This window comes from Nonomuraea sp. PA05 (genome assembly GCF_008086045.1).
Lineage (GTDB): Bacteria > Actinomycetota > Actinomycetes > Streptosporangiales > Streptosporangiaceae > Nonomuraea > Nonomuraea monospora.
The window spans coordinates 1-15028 of sequence record NZ_VSEY01000078.1; the positions used below are offsets into that span (position 1 = coordinate 1).

At 71.4% G+C, this 15028-nt stretch carries 17 protein-coding genes; 13 read left to right on the forward strand and 4 right to left on the reverse strand.

The genetic code is table 11. The annotated features are described in order from the left end of the window. Positions 1-98 precede the first annotated feature (98 nt). Entirely contained in the window at positions 99-1484 is a 1386-nt protein-coding gene (locus FXF51_RS58195; protein WP_148443469.1) for an FAD-dependent oxidoreductase, read from the forward strand. Between the two features lie 6 nt (positions 1485-1490). Here the strand turns inward: FXF51_RS58195 and FXF51_RS58200 are convergent, their stop codons facing one another. Further along, entirely contained in the window at positions 1491-1961 is a 471-nt protein-coding gene (locus FXF51_RS58200; RefSeq protein ID WP_148443470.1) for a PPOX class F420-dependent oxidoreductase, read from the reverse strand. A 119-nt stretch (positions 1962-2080) separates the two neighbouring features. Here FXF51_RS58200 and FXF51_RS58205 point away from each other — a divergent pair, with 119 nt between their 5' ends. Next, on the forward strand, positions 2081-3409 hold the full coding sequence (locus FXF51_RS58205) for an acetamidase/formamidase family protein (protein WP_148443471.1): 1329 nt from the start codon (positions 2081-2083) through the stop codon (positions 3407-3409). A gap of 95 nt (positions 3410-3504) precedes the next feature. Then, a complete protein-coding gene (locus FXF51_RS58210) occupies positions 3505-4539 on the forward strand; it encodes an NAD(P)-dependent alcohol dehydrogenase (protein WP_148443472.1) in 1035 nt (344 codons plus the stop codon). Positions 4540-4565: 26 nt separating this feature from the next. Here FXF51_RS58210 and FXF51_RS58215 read toward each other — a convergent pair whose 3' ends face one another. After that, positions 4566-5003 (reverse strand): DUF1772 domain-containing protein, encoded by a 438-nt coding sequence (locus tag FXF51_RS58215; protein ID WP_148443473.1) that lies wholly within the window; start codon positions 5001-5003, stop codon positions 4566-4568. A 134-nt stretch (positions 5004-5137) separates the two neighbouring features. On the opposite strand from FXF51_RS58215, the gene FXF51_RS58220 reads away from it, so the two are divergent. The 4 genes from FXF51_RS58220 to FXF51_RS58235 all read left to right on the forward strand — a co-directional run bounded on the left by FXF51_RS58220 (position 5138) and on the right by FXF51_RS58235 (position 8840). After that, a complete protein-coding gene (locus FXF51_RS58220) occupies positions 5138-6499 on the forward strand; it encodes a M14 family zinc carboxypeptidase (RefSeq protein ID WP_148443474.1) in 1362 nt (453 codons plus the stop codon). Between the two features lie 44 nt (positions 6500-6543). Continuing rightward, a complete protein-coding gene (locus FXF51_RS58225) occupies positions 6544-7812 on the forward strand; it encodes a cytochrome P450 (protein WP_148443475.1) in 1269 nt (422 codons plus the stop codon). 126 nt (positions 7813-7938) lie between these two features. Next, positions 7939-8337, forward strand: a complete 399-nt coding sequence (locus FXF51_RS58230; protein WP_148443476.1) for a hypothetical protein — start codon at positions 7939-7941, stop codon at positions 8335-8337. A 65-nt stretch (positions 8338-8402) separates the two neighbouring features. Then, positions 8403-8840, forward strand: coding sequence for a phospholipase (locus FXF51_RS58235; protein WP_148443477.1), 438 nt, complete (start codon positions 8403-8405; stop codon positions 8838-8840). Here FXF51_RS58235 and FXF51_RS58240 read toward each other — a convergent pair. Together FXF51_RS58240 and FXF51_RS58245 are read right to left on the reverse strand one after the other, a co-directional pair. Then, complete coding sequence (locus FXF51_RS58240) at positions 8837-9568, reverse strand: SAM-dependent methyltransferase (protein ID WP_148443478.1); 732 nt, start codon at positions 9566-9568, stop codon at positions 8837-8839. The two genes, FXF51_RS58235 and FXF51_RS58240, sit on opposite strands and share 4 nt — an antisense overlap. A 4-nt stretch (positions 9569-9572) precedes the next feature. Then, positions 9573-10040, reverse strand: coding sequence for a nitroreductase family deazaflavin-dependent oxidoreductase (locus FXF51_RS58245; protein WP_148443479.1), 468 nt, complete (start codon positions 10038-10040; stop codon positions 9573-9575). 153 nt (positions 10041-10193) lie between these two features. Here FXF51_RS58245 and FXF51_RS58250 point away from each other — a divergent pair, with 153 nt between their 5' ends. From FXF51_RS58250 to FXF51_RS58270, 6 genes are all read left to right on the forward strand, one after another. Next, positions 10194-10652, forward strand: a complete 459-nt coding sequence (locus tag FXF51_RS58250; protein ID WP_148443480.1) for a hypothetical protein — start codon at positions 10194-10196, stop codon at positions 10650-10652. 71 nt (positions 10653-10723) lie between these two features. Next, complete coding sequence (locus tag FXF51_RS58255) at positions 10724-13198, forward strand: polysaccharide lyase family 8 super-sandwich domain-containing protein (protein ID WP_148443481.1); 2475 nt, start codon at positions 10724-10726, stop codon at positions 13196-13198. 68 nt (positions 13199-13266) lie between these two features. Continuing rightward, the gene (locus FXF51_RS61640) at positions 13267-13437 is read left to right on the forward strand and encodes a hypothetical protein (protein WP_187415168.1); all 171 of its coding nucleotides are present in this window, start codon (positions 13267-13269) and stop codon (positions 13435-13437) included. Positions 13438-13517: 80 nt separating this feature from the next. Then, on the forward strand, positions 13518-13946 hold the full coding sequence (locus FXF51_RS58260) for a VOC family protein (RefSeq protein WP_148443482.1): 429 nt from the start codon (positions 13518-13520) through the stop codon (positions 13944-13946). Then, complete coding sequence (locus tag FXF51_RS58265) at positions 13943-14299, forward strand: YdeI/OmpD-associated family protein (RefSeq protein ID WP_148443483.1); 357 nt, start codon at positions 13943-13945, stop codon at positions 14297-14299. The genes FXF51_RS58260 and FXF51_RS58265 overlap by 4 nt, the downstream gene beginning before the upstream one ends. A 166-nt stretch (positions 14300-14465) precedes the next feature. After that, positions 14466-15023 (forward strand): hypothetical protein, encoded by a 558-nt coding sequence (locus FXF51_RS58270; protein ID WP_148443484.1) that lies wholly within the window; start codon positions 14466-14468, stop codon positions 15021-15023. The last annotated feature ends 5 nt before the right edge of the window (positions 15024-15028 follow it).

Sequence of the window (15028 nt, forward strand, 5' to 3'; positions counted from 1 at the left end):
CGTGCTCCAGGCGCTGTGGGACTGGGGAGCGGAGGGGATGACAGCGCCCGGCAGCCGCTGACAGCGATCCGGCAGCGCCGCCTGGCACGGTCTGCCACATGAACGACAACACGGACGTACTCATCGTCGGCGCCGGCCCCACCGGCCTCACCCTCGCCGTGGACCTGGCCCGCCGCGGCGTCACCTGCCGGGTGGTCGAGCGGGCGCCGGAGCCCTCCGGAGGCTCCAAGGGCAAGGGGCTGCAGCCCCGTACGCAGGAGGTCTTCGACGACCTCGGGGTGATCGCGCCGATCCTGGCCGCGGCCACGCCGTACCCGCCGCTGCGGATCAGGGTCGGCAGGGTGCCGATCTGGCAGGCGCGCATGCACAAGCGGACCGCCGCCACGGACGCGGTGCCGTACCCGACCGTGATGATGCACCCGCAGTGGCGCACCGAGGCGGTTCTGCGTGAGCGGCTGGCGGAGCTGGGCGGGAAGGTGGAGCAGGGGGTCGCGCTGACGGCGTTCGAACAGGACGCGCACATGGTGACAGCGCGGTTGGGCTCGGGGGAGAGCGTGGTGCGGGCGCGTTACCTGGTCGCCGCGGACGGCGGCAGGAGCACCGTACGCAAGGCGCTGGGCATCCCCTTCACCGGCGAGACCCGCGAGGAGCAGCGCAGCGCCCTGGCCGACGTGCGCGTCGAAGGGCTGGGCAGGGAGCACATCCACGTCTGGGCACGTCCGGGCAAGGGCATGGTGGCGCTGTACCCGATGGCGGGCACCGACACCTTCCAGCTTCTCGCCTCGCTGCGCCCGGGTGCCGAGCCGGAGCAGACGCTGACCTGGTACCAGCGGATGTTCGCCGAACGGTCGATGCTGCGCGGGGTGCGGCTGACGGAGCTGCTGTGGTCGTCGCTCTACCGGGTCAACATCCGGCTCGCCGGCCGCTACCGTTCTGGCCGCGTGTTCCTGGCGGGCGACGCCGCGCACGTGCATCCGCCGGCGGGCGGGCAGGGCCTCAACACGGGCGTGCAGGACGCCTACAACCTGGCCTGGAAGCTGGCCAGGGTGCTGGCGGGCGCGCCGGAGGCGCTGCTGGACACCTACGAGGAGGAGCGCAGGCCGATCGCCGCCGGCGTGCTCGGCCTCAGCGCGGGCCTGCACGACAAGAAGTCGGTCAAGCGGGACGAGGAGACCTACCAGCTCTCGCTGAGCTACCGGGGCGGGTCCCTGGCCAGGAGTGGCGGGGAGCGGGTGCCTGACGGGCCGGTCGAGTTGGCGGACGGGCGGCGGGCGCGCATGTTCGACCTGCTGCGGGGGCCGCACTTCACGCTGCTGTCCCCTGATCCGGCGCCCCGCGTCCAAAAAAGGGGGCCGGAGGTGCGCGCGTACGTGCCCGCGCAGCCGCGCGAGAACGCGAGGCACACGCTGATCAGGCCGGACGGCTACGTCGGCATCGCCACCTCCTCGCCCGAGGAGCTGGCCGCCTACCTGGCCATGGTGTGATCCGCCTCAGTCGCCGTTCACCAGCCGCGCAGGGAACCCGCCGGTCGCGATGGGCCCCCACCGGTCGATGTGGATGCGGATCAGCGACTTGTCCTGGCGGCGCATGGCCTCGCGGTACTCGTCCCAGTCGGGGTGCTCACCGGCGATGCACCGGTAGTACTCCACCAGCCCCTCCAGCGCCTCCGGCATGTCGAGCACCTCGGCGCGCCCGTCCACCTGCACCCACGGCCCGTTCCAGTCGTCGGACAGCACGCAGATCGACACCCGATCGTCGCGGCGGGCGTTGACGGCCTTGGCGCGGTCGGGATAGGTGGAGACCACGATCGTGTCGCCGGCGTCCACGCCGCAGGAGACGGGGGAGAGCTGGGGGCGCCCGTCCGCGCGGGTGGTGGACAGCAGGCCGTGGTGCCGGGTGCGCAGGAAGTCGAGCAGGTCGGGCAGCTCGACACGACGTGCGGTGGCGATGTTGGGTGCCATCTCGTTGTGCCTTCCGATAGGTCGTACTCGAAAGACATTTTTTCAGACCGGGCGAAACAACGGCGCAACAGCCGTACTCGATGATCGGGGGCACGAGCGAGGCGTTGTGAGGAGCCCCCATGACTGTCCAGAAGACCCCGGCCGACGTACGGGAAGCCCTGATCACCAGATTCGGACGCCGGAGCTTCCTGCGTGTCGCGGCGGCCCTCGGCGCGGGGGCGGGAGCCACTTCGATGGCGGCGAGCCCGGCGGCGGCCCAGCCCCGCGAGATCCTCCAGCCGGGCAAGGGCCCGATCCACGGCAAGCACTACCTCCGCTCCACCGCCGACCAGATCAGATGGGGCTACGTGCCGTCCACGACCAGCGAGCCCGTCCTGCGGATGAGGTCGGGCGAGACGGTCACCGTTGACTCGGTCTCCCACGAGGGCATCCTGGAGGACCAGGGCCGCGACCCCGTCGCCTACTTCGGTGGCCACGGCGTCCGCCGCGCCGACGTGCTCCAGGACGCCGTCGCGATCGCCCGCGACTACTCCCGCACCCCGCGCAGTTTCGACGTGGACGGCCCGCACGTGGTGACGGGCCCGATCCACGTGGACGGCGCGCGCCCCGGCGACGTGCTCAAGGTCGAGATGCTGTCGTTGCTGCCGCGCGTCCCGTACGGGGTCGTCTCCAGCCGCCACGGCAAGGGCGCGCTGGCCAGGGCGGCGTCCGGCGGCGCACCCGACGGCATCACCGTGGACGAGGTCATGCCGCCCGTGGCCACCGACGGCCGCCCCACCGGCGATCCCACGAAATACGGGAACGTGTCCGTCTTCACCCCGGTGCGCCGGGGCCGCGGCGTGCTCAAAGGCGGGCGGAAGGAGGTGACGTTCCCGCTGCGGCCGTTCATGGGGATCATGGGCGTCGCGTTCGCGACCGCCGACCGGATCACCGACCCGGCGCTCAACTCCATCCCGCCCACCCTCGGCGGCGGCAACATCGACATCCACCACCTCGGCGTGGGCGCCACCTTCTACCTGCCGGTGTTCGCGGAGGGCGCGCTGTTCTACACGGGCGACCCGCACCACGCGATGGGCGGCGGCGAGGTGGCGCTGACCGCGATGGAGGGCTCCCTGCGCGCCACCTTCCGCCTCACCGTCTGCAAGGCGGGCTCGTCCGACGCGCCGTCGGTGGCCTTCCACTACCCGTTCGCGGAGACGCGCGACGCGTGGCTGCCGATCGGCCTTTCCGACCCCGACGGCTCCCAGGGCGGCCAGGTGAACGACCTGGACGTGGCGATGCGCCGCGCGGTCGTCAACGCCCTCGACTTCCTGGAGCACGACCAGGGGATGGAGCGGGCGGTGGCCTACGCCTACCTGTCGGCGGCGACGAACTTCGAGGTGTCGCAGGTGGTCGACAGGACGACGGGCGTGCACGGCGTCATCCTCAAGGAGCACTTCGACGAGTAGGGCCGAAATTCCCGTGTTCTGAAATATCGGCCGTTGACCGCCTTGTGGGCCGCGCCGACGATCGGGCTGACGTCTCAACCAGGGAGCGGTTGGCGATGAAAGCCGTACGTCTGCACGAGTACACCAGGCGTCCCATCGTGGAGGACGTCCCTGAACCCCGGGTCGGCAACCCCCTGGACGTGCTGGTCGAGATCGGCGGCGCCGGGCTGTGCCGTACGGACCTGCACATCGTCGAGGGCCAGTGGGCGCGCAAGACCGGGGTCGGCCTGCCGTACACGATCGGGCACGAGAACGCGGGCTGGGTGCGGGAGGTCGGCGCGGCCGTGACGAACGTGCGGCCGGGGGACGCGGTGATCGTGCACCCGCTCGTCACGTGCGGGCTGTGCCGGGCGTGCCGGGGCGGGGACGACGTGCACTGCGCCGCCGCGCGGTTCCCCGGCATCGACTCCGACGGCGGCATGGCGGAGCTGCTGCTCACCTCCGCCCGTTCGGTGGTGAGGCTGAGCCCGTCGCTGCATCCGGCCGAGGTCGCGGCGCTGGCCGACGCCGGGCTGACGGCCTATCACGCGGTGCGCAAGGCGCAGCCGCTGCTGTATCCCGGCACGAGCGTCGCGGTGATCGGCGCGGGCGGGCTCGGCCACATCGGCGTGCAGTGCCTGGCCGCGATGACGCCCGCCGAGATCATCGTCGTGGACCGGTCGGCGGAGGCGCTCAAGCTCGCCGAGGGACTCGGCGCCACGCACACCGTGCCCGCCGACGGCCGGCAGGTGGAGTCGGTCATCGAGCTGACCGGCGGTCTGGGCGCGCACGTGGTGCTGGACTTCGTCGGCGAGGACGGCGCGGAGCGGGAGGGCGTGGCGATGCTGCGCCGCGCGGGCTCCTACTTCGTCATCGGGTACGGCGGCAGCGTCCAGATCCCCACCATCGACATCATCTCCACCGAGATCAACGTCATCGGGAACCTCGTCGGCTCCTACAACGACCTGGACGAGTTGATGGCCCTGGCCGCCCGGGGCAAGGTGCGCCTGCACACCAGGACGTACCCCATGGACGCCGTCAACGACGCCATGGACGACCTGGACGGCGGGCGGCTGCGGGGCCGCGGGATCCTGGTGCCGTCGAGGAACTGACCTGGACGGCTCCACCGGCCCGTCGATCACAGCTCGGTCAGCCCGAGCCCGACCAGGACGAGCGCGGCGGCCGACGCCACGGCGCGCAGCGTGTTGAAGGCGGTCCACCGGGGCGAGTAGTCCTTGAACGACATGGTGCCCGCGTCCAGCGCGTTGTTCATCGGCACGTTGACCGCCACCGTGACGAGGAACGAGCCGGCGAAGCTCACGCCCGCGGCGGCGAAGAACCACAGGGCGGCCCGCCCGTCCGCGAGGAACCCGGCCACCAGCGCGGCCAGCGGAGAGCCGAGGAAGACGAGGTAGAGCCAGGGGTTGAGGATCTTCCTGTTGATGCTCCGCATCGCCGCCTCGGCCTGGGCGGGGTCGGTGGCGTTCAGCCCCGGCATGACCGACATGGAGAAGGTGTAGAACAGGCCCGTCAGGGCGCCGTGCAGCACGAGGGTGATCAGAGCGAGTAGCAGCATGGTCATATCGTGCCGCCCTCCTGCTGAGACGGTCCATGGGGGACGGTCTCACCTCCATACGTGAGCGTCTCGCGCTCTGGCCTCCGACGCACTGCGGTAGGCAGACTTAAGTAACAAAAGGGAGGAAGCGCGCAGTGCTACCCGAATGGCTGGAAAACGAGCTGGACACCGTTCCGGACTTCGAGGCCTTCGCGGGCGTCGACGAGCTGGAGCACCTCCTGGAGACGCTCGCGTCGCAGTTCCCTGACGTCGCCGAGCTGCGCGAGGTCGGCAGGTCCAGGCAGGGCAGCCGCCTGCTGTGCCTGACCGCGGGCCCGCCCGCCGGCGCCGAGGCGCTGGTGTTCGGCCTGCCGCACCCCAACGAGCCGATCGGCGGCCTCACCGCCGTCCACCTCGCCCGCCGGCTGTGCGCCGACGCCGGGCTGCGCGCCCGCCTCGGCCACCGCTGGCACGTCATCGCCTGCATCGACCCCGACGGGCTCCGGCTGAACGAGGGCTGGCTGCGCGGGCCGTTCACCCGCGAGCACTACGCGCGCCACTTCTACCGCCCGGCGGGCGGCGACCAGATCGAGTGGACGTTCCCGCTCGCCTACAAGGACGCCTACTTCGACACGCCGCTGCCCGAGACGCGGGCCCTGATGAACCTCATCGACGAGCACCGGCCCGCGCTGGTCTGCTCCCTGCACAACAGCGAGCTGGGCGGCGTCTACTACTACGTCAGCAGGCCCGAGCGCGCCCTGTTCCCCGTCCTGCGGGAGGTACCCGAGCGGCTCGGCCTGCCCCTGCACCGCGGCGAGCCCGAGGCGCCGCACATCGTCCGCTACGACGACGGCGTCTTCCACGTCGGGTCGATCAGGCGCGCCTACGACCGTATGATGGAGCAGGGGCAGCAGTGGAACGGCGACTCGGGCGACAACACCGCCTCCTACGCCGGCCGGCACGGCGCGCTCACGCTGATCAGCGAGCTGCCGTACTGGAAGGACCCGGCGGCCGGCGACGACTCCCCGACCGCCACCTCGTACGCGCACGCGCTCACGGCCAAGGCCGAGGCCGTCGCCGAACTGGCCGGGCTGCTGGAACGCGCGCTCGACGCCTTCCAGGACGACCTGGTCGCGCCCGGCTCGCCGTACTGGCGGGCCACCCGCTTCTTCACCCCCGTCATGCGGGGTGTGGCGCGGAGCACGGCGGAGCGCGGGCGCCTGCCGGAGTCCGGCAGGCCCGCCACGGTCGCCGAGGTCAGCTCGCTGACCGGCGACGGGCACAGCTTCAGGCTGCGGTACGGCGGCATCCTGCTGCGGGGGCTGGACGCCGAGCTGGCCGCGGGCAACCGGGCGGCCTCGATCGGGCGCACGCGCGAGCTGGTCGCCGCGGCGTACGAGCGGTGGCTGGCCACCGACGCGGCCGCCGCGCACGAGGTCATCCCGATCAGATCGCTCGTCGCCACCCAGTACGCGGCCACGATCGCCGCCGCGGCCCACCTGGCGAGCAACCTGTAGCAGAGAGGCTTGCCAAGCGTTCCCGATCAGGAGACCGTGACGAGGTGCGCGATATCCCCGGACCCCCTCCCCAGCCGGACAGCGGGCTGAGCGCCATCACGGCCGCGGGCGGCCTGCACGCCTACCAGCTCGACCTGCACGAACGCTACGGCCCGCTGGTGCGCTTCCAGCTCCCGGGCGCCCCGTCGGCCGTCTCGGTGGCCGACCCCGTGCTGCTGGAGGCCACGGCCGCCGTCAACAAACGGCCCGACGAGCTGTTCGCGTTCCTGGCCCCGCTGTGCGAGGCGGGCAACCTCCAGACGCTGCCCGCCGACGAGCACGTCCCGTTCCGCCGCGCCCTGCTGTCGGTCCTGGCCGGGCGCCGCTCCCACGAGACCCACTTCCCCGCCTTCACCGCCCTGGCCACGGAGCTGGCCGACCGCTGGGAGTCCATGGGGGAGGTGGCGCTGCAGCAGGACCTGAGCGCGCTGTCGCTGCGGATGATCTGCCGGTACGCGCTCGGCGGCGACCTCGACGACCCCGCCCGCGTGGTGAGCGCGTTCGAGACCGTGCTGACCGTCTACCTGGGCCGCCTGCACGAAAGCGACGACGACCTGAGGCGGGCCGAGCAGGCGCTGGCGCACCTGCGCGCGGTCGTGGACGGCGTCCTGGCCACCGGCGGCAGCGACCTGGTCGCGGCCCTGGTCAAGGCCGACATGACGGCGGCCCGCATCCGCGACACCGTCTTGATGATCATGCTGGCGGCCCACCACACCACCGGCGTGGCCGTCTCCTGGACCCTGCACCTCCTGGCCCGCCACCCGGAGGCCGCCGCGCGGGTGGCCGCCGAGCTGGACGACGTCCTGGGTGACCGGGCCGCCCCGTCCTACGCCGACCTCAAGCGCCTGCCGTACCTGGAGATGGCGCTCAAGGAGGCCATGCGCCTCTACCCGCCAGGCCCGTACGGCGCCCGCGAAACCACCGAGGACCTCACCTTCGGCGGCCACCACATCCCGGCGGGCACCACGATCTTCTACCCCTTCTGGGCCGTTCACCTCAACCCCTCTTACTGGCCGGACCCGCACGCGTTCGTCCCCGGCCGGTTCACCTCCGAGGCCTCGGCGGGCCGGCCCCGCTACGCCTACGTGCCCTTCGGGCTGGGGCCGCGCAGTTGTGAGGGGGCGAGTCTGGCCATGGTGGAGGCCGAGCTGGTGCTGGCGGTGCTGCTCAAGCGGTTCCGGTTCGAGCCGGTCGAGGGGCATCCGGTGGTGCCGGTGGAGCGGTTCGTGCTGTGGGCGGAGGACGACATCAGGATGCGGGTGACGCGCAGGTAGAGGGGTGTGGCGCCGATCACGGCCGATGTGTGGATTCCTCCACAGATGATCGCTCGCGTCGTCCGTAGTGTCCTTCTCGTCGGGACGAGCCCGGCAGCACCAAGACCCCGAAAGAAGGACCCGATCATGCGTAAGACCCTCGCGATCGCCGCCCTGGCCGGTTCGATGGCCGTCACCGGCCTGGCCCTCAGCCCGGCCGCCGCCCAGGCTTCCACTCAGAGCACCGCAACCGTGGTCAAGTGGGGCAAGTTCTTCTCCAGCGACCACAAGGCCTACACCTACGGCAAGACCTGGGCCTCCGGCGGCAAGGTGTTCACGAAGTGGTACGGCGTGGACAAGACCGGCGGCAAGAAGGCCTGGGTGTGGTTCGAGGTGTACCAGAACGGCTCCTGGCACAAGTTCAACAAGGCCTGGGACGGCAAGGTCACCGGCGCGTGGAGCGGCAAGGGGATCAAGAAGGTCTACACCTTCACCTGCTGGGCCGGCAAGTTCGACAACTGCGGCAAGAAGTACCGCATCTACTAAATCTTGAACGGGCACTGCCCGGCATCACGCACGAACGACGGGGCGGTCACGCGAAGCTGGCTGTCATGGTTGGATCATCGCTCGCCGCCCTCGTTCTGATCACCGCGTTCCCGGCCCCTGCCGTGACGCTGCAGCAGAAGCTCACCGCGCTGTCCGCGCTCACCCAGCCCACCGCCCGCAGCGCCGCCGCCTTCCGCGACGCCTGGGAGCACCGCTCGTCCTGGGCCCCGTACGCCTTCGACTGGTCCACCGACCTGTGCTCGGGCAGCCCCGACAAGCCGCTCGGCTACGACTTCCGGATGCCGTGCGTGCGGCACGACTTCGGCTACCGCAACTACAAGGCGATGAGCCGCTTCCCCGGCCACAAGGAGCGCGTCGACCAGGCCTTCCTGTTCGACATGGGACGGGTGTGCGCCACGTACGCCGAGATCCGCAGGACCGCCTGCGATCGGCTGGCCCGCTCCTACTACCAGGCGGTGCGGCGGCTGGGAGCGTTCAGCTAGCGCTGAGCCACCACGATCATGCGGCGGCTGTCCATCGTGAACGGCCCGCCGTCCGCCCCTGCGACCCTGACGTCCGTGAAGCCCGCGGTGAGCAGCCAGTCGCGCAGTTCGGGATAGGTGAACATGCGCACGAAATACGGGACCTTCCGCAGCCGGCCGTCGCGCACGATGGTCCGCTCCACCAGGTGCCTGCTGGTGAGCGGGTCGAGCTCGTGCTGATCGAGCACCAGGTCGCCGTTGCGTTCGATGACGCGGGACGGCTGGAAGGTGCGCACGACGGCGCTGTAGTTGTTCAGCTCCAGCGCCAGCCTGCCGCCCGGCCTGAGCGCGGCGGCGGCCTGGGCGAGTACCTGCCGGTTCTCGGGGTCGCTGAAGTAGCCGAAGGCCGTGAACCAGCTCACGACCAGGTCGAAGCGTCCGGTCCAGGGCAGCCGGCGCATGTCGCCGTGCACGTAGTCGACCGTGACGCCGAGGGCGCGGGCGTCCTGGCGGGCCCTGTCGAGGAACACCGGGGAGCGGTCGAGCCCGGTGACGTGGCAGCCGCGCAGCGCGAGCCGGTTGGCGATGCGCCCGTGGCCGCACGCCTGGTCCAGGACCTCCAGGCCGGGCCGCAGGTCGAGCACCCGCCAGATCAGGTCGGTCTCGGCGTCGGCGCGGGCGTCGAGGTGACCGGCGAAGAAGTAGAGGTAGTCGTCGTCGAAGAGACCTTCGGCGTCGAACTCCGGCATGGCCTCAGCCCTTCCCGGCGACGGGCGTCAGCTCGAACACCGGGTGGTGTCCCGCCTCGGCGACGAAGTCCGCCACCGGGGAGTCCTTGGTGGCGCGGAAGTACGGCCGCGTCGGGGTCGCGACGGCGATGTACAGCTTGAGCACGGGCCCTGCCTCCTGCGGCGTGGCCGCCCGCACCGTGTAGGCGCGCGTGCCGAAGCGGCGGCGCAGCGTCACCCTCGGGTCCGCGCGCACGTTGTGCACCCAGGAGACGACCCCGTAGGGCGCGACCAGCCACCGCTTGCCGTCGTGCTCGACGACGGTCACCGGGTTGGTGCGCGGACGTCCCGTCTTACGGCCGCGGGTGGTCAGCAGGTAGGAGCCGGGCACCAGGCCCGCCCGGATGAACACGCTGATGACCGCGTCGCCCACGCGGCGGCCACGGCTCGATCGGAACCGCCGGGGCGGCTGGTCGGGGGTCGCGTCGGCCATGTGCCGCACCTCTCGTCGGTCGCCGCGGGGGCCAATCCTCTTTCAGACTATGCGCGGCAAGAAGATTGCAAGCGAAGAACGTTCTCCGGCAAGTCACCTGAAATCGATCGACCGCACAGTATGGCCATCCCCCAGCCGAGAGGACGGCCCCCGATGGCGATCGTTCGAACCCTTGCAGGCCTGACCCTGGCGGCCACCGCCGCCCTCGCCCTCACCGCCCAGACCGCCCACGCGGCGAGTGACACGTGGGGCCCCTACCACGCTCCCGGCAAGGCGGCCAAGGCCGCGGGCACGCTGACCGCCACGGGCGAGGACCACGCCGACCTGCCGACCGCCGACGTCGTCCGCATCTCCGGCAAGGTACAGGACAACACCCGCGGTGCGGCCTGCGGCTGGGCGGTCTTCCGCATCACCTACCGGTCGGGGAACGAGCTGCCGAACCGGGAGCGCTGGGCCCGCGACTGCTCCTACGGCAGCCCGAAGAAGTTCTCCTTCAAGCATCGGGACGTCTACCAGGTCGAGCTGAAGGTCTGCTCGGAGGCCAAGGCCGCCAAGCCGTCGCTCACCTGCCTGTACGCGGGCACCTGGAAGACCCTCTACCTGTCGAAGTAGGGGGGCGACCGCAAGCTGAAGATCATGTACGGTGAGCCCCAGCGTATCCGCCGAACGGCCTGGAGCTCGCCGTGCCGCACTTGTCCCGCCGCCAGGTTCTCTCCCTCATCCCCGCCACCGGCCTGCTCGCCGCCACCGCCACCCCGTCGCGCGCCGCGGCGGTGGACCACGCGAGACTGCTCGCCAACACCCTCGCCATCTTCGCCGGCACCCCCGAGGTCAACGCCAGGCCCGAGGTGGTCGGCAAGCTCGCCGCCATCCTCGCCACCGCCAGGCAGCGGCTGACGGCCATGGACCAGGCGGGCGACGGCGAGCTGTTCGCCGGCCTGCGGCTCGGCACCGACGACGCCAACCTCCGCCTCGCCTACCAGTACCTGTACGAGATCGCGCTCGCCACCCGCGCCCCCGGCAGCGCCCTCGTGGACGACGCCACCGCGCAGCAGCGTGTCGCCGACGGCCTGCGGTGGCTGCACGAACGCCACTTCGGCGACCAGTCGGCCGGCTACTACGGCAACTGGCACAACTGGGAGATCGGCATCCCCACTCACGTGAGCAGGACGCTGGTCCTGCTCCCCGAAGGGTTACGCGGCGACCTGACCGCGACGTACCTCACCTCCATGGACGCCTACCTCCGCAGCGGCAAGAACGGCGACGTCGACCTCGACTCCCGCTTCCACACCGGGGCGAACCTGGCCGACATCACCGCCAACCGCATCCTGCAAGGCGCGCTCACCGCCGACGACGCCCGCGTCACCAAGGCCATCGCCGACCAGGCCACCGTCTTCGCCACCATCGACCCGTACCGGCTCCAGCACGGAGTCACCGACGGCTACTACCGCGACGGCTCCTTCATCCAGCACCATTCGGTCGCCTACACCGGCTCGTACGGCCGCATCCTGCTGACCCGCGTCGTCCAGACGCTCAAGATGCTCGAAGGCGTGGCGGCGGGCGGCACGCAGGACCTGCCCGGCGTCGTGTACCGGTGGATCACCGACGGCTTCGCCCCGCTGATCTTCGAGGGCTGGATGATGGAGATCGTCAAGGGCCGGGCGGTCTCCCGCACCAGCAGCGGCTACACCGACATCGGCGTGGTCATCGAGGCCATCGCCGACCTGGCCGACCACGTCGAGGACGCCCTGCCGCTGCGCAGGTACCTCAGGTTCCTGCCGGCGGCCGACACGGCCTCGTTCGTCTCCCCGGTGAGCATCGCCCGCTACGCCGCCATCCGCGCCGACACCACCGTACCTGCCGCCGACCTGAACCCGGCCGAGCGCTGCGTCGCGTTCAACGCCATGGACCGCACCGTGCACCGCCGCCCCGGCTACGCCTTCGCGCTGGCCCGCAGTTCGGAGCGGATCAGCAAGTACGAGTACATGAACGGCGAGAACCTCATGCCCTGGTTCCAGGGCGACGGCGCCTACTATCTGTACCTGGCGGGCGAGGACCAGCGGGAGGCGTTCGGCGTCGACTACTACACGGCCGTCTCGCCGTACCGGCTGGCCGGGGTCACCGCGCCGGTCGAGGAGCGGCGCACGGTCCCCGACCTGTACGGCCGCTTCTGGTACGAGAACCCGGGGCACCCGCTCAACTTCACCTCCTCCTCCGAATCCCAGAACGCCTACGTGTACTTCCCCCGCGCGGGCAACGCCTTCTCCGGCGGGGCGACGCTCGGCGCGTACGGGGCCGCCGGCATGGTGCAGTCCGACGACGCCGCCTACACCGCCAAGCAGGCGGGCATCCTGCCGGACGACTTCGTCGCCTACCGGAACGCGCGCGCCACCAAGTCCTGGTTCATGTTCGACGACGAGGTCGTGGTGCTCGCCGCCGGCGTCTCAGGGCAGGGCGGGCGCGACGTGGTGACCACCGTGGACAGCCGCATCGCCGCTCCCGCCGACGCGGTCACCCTCACGGGCGAGCGCTGGGACGGGCAGGCCTGGCAGCCGGGCACGTCGGCGCCGCGCTGGCTGCGGTACGCCAACGGCACCCGTGGCACCGCCGTCGGCTACGCCTTCCTCACCGGCCAGCCCGTGACGGCGGGCCTGGAGACGGTCACCCGCAGCCGCCGGGTGGTCCGCGCGTCCAACCCGGACACCCCCATCATCAAGAACGTGTTCACCGCCGCGATCGGCGCCCCCGCCTTCGCGTACGCCCTGGTGCCGAACGCCACGGAGGCCGACCTGCGCGCCTACCGGGACGGGCCGCTGACGGTCCTGGCCAACGACCGCCACGTCCAGGCCGTCAGGCACAAGGCGCTCGGCATCGTGGCCTGCAACGTGTTCGCCGACGGGCCGCCGCGCCCGGTCGAACGGCTGCTCGTGGACGGCCCCGCCTCGGTCCTCGTCCGGGCGGCCGGCGGGCGCACGACGGTCGCGCTGTCCGACCCCACGATGAAGCGCGAGCGGGTCTCCGTCGTGGTGCGGGGGGCGCGGCTCCGGCTCGACTCGGCGGACGAGGGGGTGACGGTGCGCCGCGTACCGGGCGGCACCCTCATCCAGGCCACCACCCACCAGGCCTACGGCCGCACCTTCACGGCCACCCTCCGCTGAACGCTGCTCCTGGCCCGGTGTTCCTCCGGCCCTGAGCGGGAATCTGCTCAGGGTCAGGAGGTTCGCACATGCCCGTCATCGTGGGCGCCATCGCCGCCCTGCTCACGTTCATCGTGGTCGGCAGCCTGCTGGCCCCGCTGGGCGCCATGGGCACCGTCGAGATCGCCGTCATCGCGTTCGTCGGGCTCATCTCGGGCGTCGCGGCGGGCATCTGGGAGGCGCGCCGCCGCCGGTCGTGAAACTGCTCAGAAAAGTGCTCATTCCGTGAGCACTTTCGGGGTTCATGATGAGGACACGAACCCGCGAACAGGAGCAGGAAATGCTACGAGGACTCACCACCACCGCCTTCTACTCACCCGACTTCGAAGCCACCAAGCGCTGGTACACCGAGCTGTTCGGCATCCCGCCGTACATGGACACCCCGGCCTACATGGAGTGGCGCATCGGCGACTACCAGCACGAGTTCGGCGTCATCCACAGCCAGTACGCCGGCACCCCGCTGGCCATGACCCCCGACCCCGCCACGATCGGCGGCCCCGCCGGAGCCATGATCCACTGGCACGTGGACGACGTCCCGGCGACGCTCGCGCGGCTCGTCTCGATGGGCGCCAAGGAGCACGACGCGGTCCACGACCGGGGCGACGGCTTCATCACCGCCTCCGTCATCGACCCCTGGGGCAACGTCCTCGGCTTCATGTACAACCCGCACTACCTGGAGATCCTCGCCTCACTCAAGGGCACGTCATGATCCTCTTTCCGGACGCGGCCGCGTGGCGCGACTGGCTCGCCGACCACCACGGCACGGACACCGAGGTGTGGGTGGTGCTCGCCAAGAAGGGCACCACCGAGCCGACGAGCCTGACGTACGAGCAGGCGCTGGAGGAGGCGCTGTGCTACGGCTGGATCGACGGGCTGACCCGCCGCCGCGACGCCGGCACCTACCTCCAGCGCTACACCCCGCGCCGGCCGCGCAGCGCCTGGTCGGCGCGGAACGTGGCGCGGGTGGCGCGGCTGCGGGAGCAGGGCCGCATGCAACCGGCGGGCCTGGCCGCGGCAGAACGCCGCTGTGCTCCACGACCAGCACCGGGAGAGACGCGATAGACAACGGTCACCTGTCCGCTCGCGACGCTGCGCAAGGCGTGGGTGGAAGTGGGTGCGGTCGCCCGCGTCCTCGAACGGCTCGGGTCGGGCGGGCTCGCGGTGGTCGGCGGCGCGCCGGGCAGAGGGAAGCGGTCCGTCGCCATCCGCGCCCTCATCCAATACTCGGATGGCGCTGGTGCAGCTCACCCCCGACTGGGAAAGTCCGCAGGCGAGCATGCTGCCCGCGGACACGGACCGCGGCTACGTCCTCGACGTCAGCACCGAGATCGCCGCGTGGGCGAACCCCTTGGAAACCGCCTCCGCACTGGTGGGGCACGCCGCGCGGCTGCGGGAGCAGGGCTCGTGCCTGGTCCTCGTCTCCACCGACAACGGTGGCCGCGCAGCACGGCCACCGTGGCGGCACCGCACGTGTCGGGTGTCGGAACGACCGGATCCCCGTGAGGTCGCCATGGCTCACCTGGACAAGCTCCACGACGAGCCCGATCGCGTGGCCTGGCTGCGGCTCGGGGACGGCCAAGCGCCGCCGGGACCGTGCGCCCACCTGATCACGGACGACACCGCGCCGGCGGACGCCGCCCATCTCGCCTCGCTGCTGGCCGGAACGGCCGGCGAGCGTCGAGCGGCTGATGGAGGTCCGATACGCGAGCCCGGGGGAGGCCGCGCCGAGCACGTCCACGACCGACCAGCCCTGATCCAGCGCTACGGTGGGCACCTGGACGCCTGAGCATC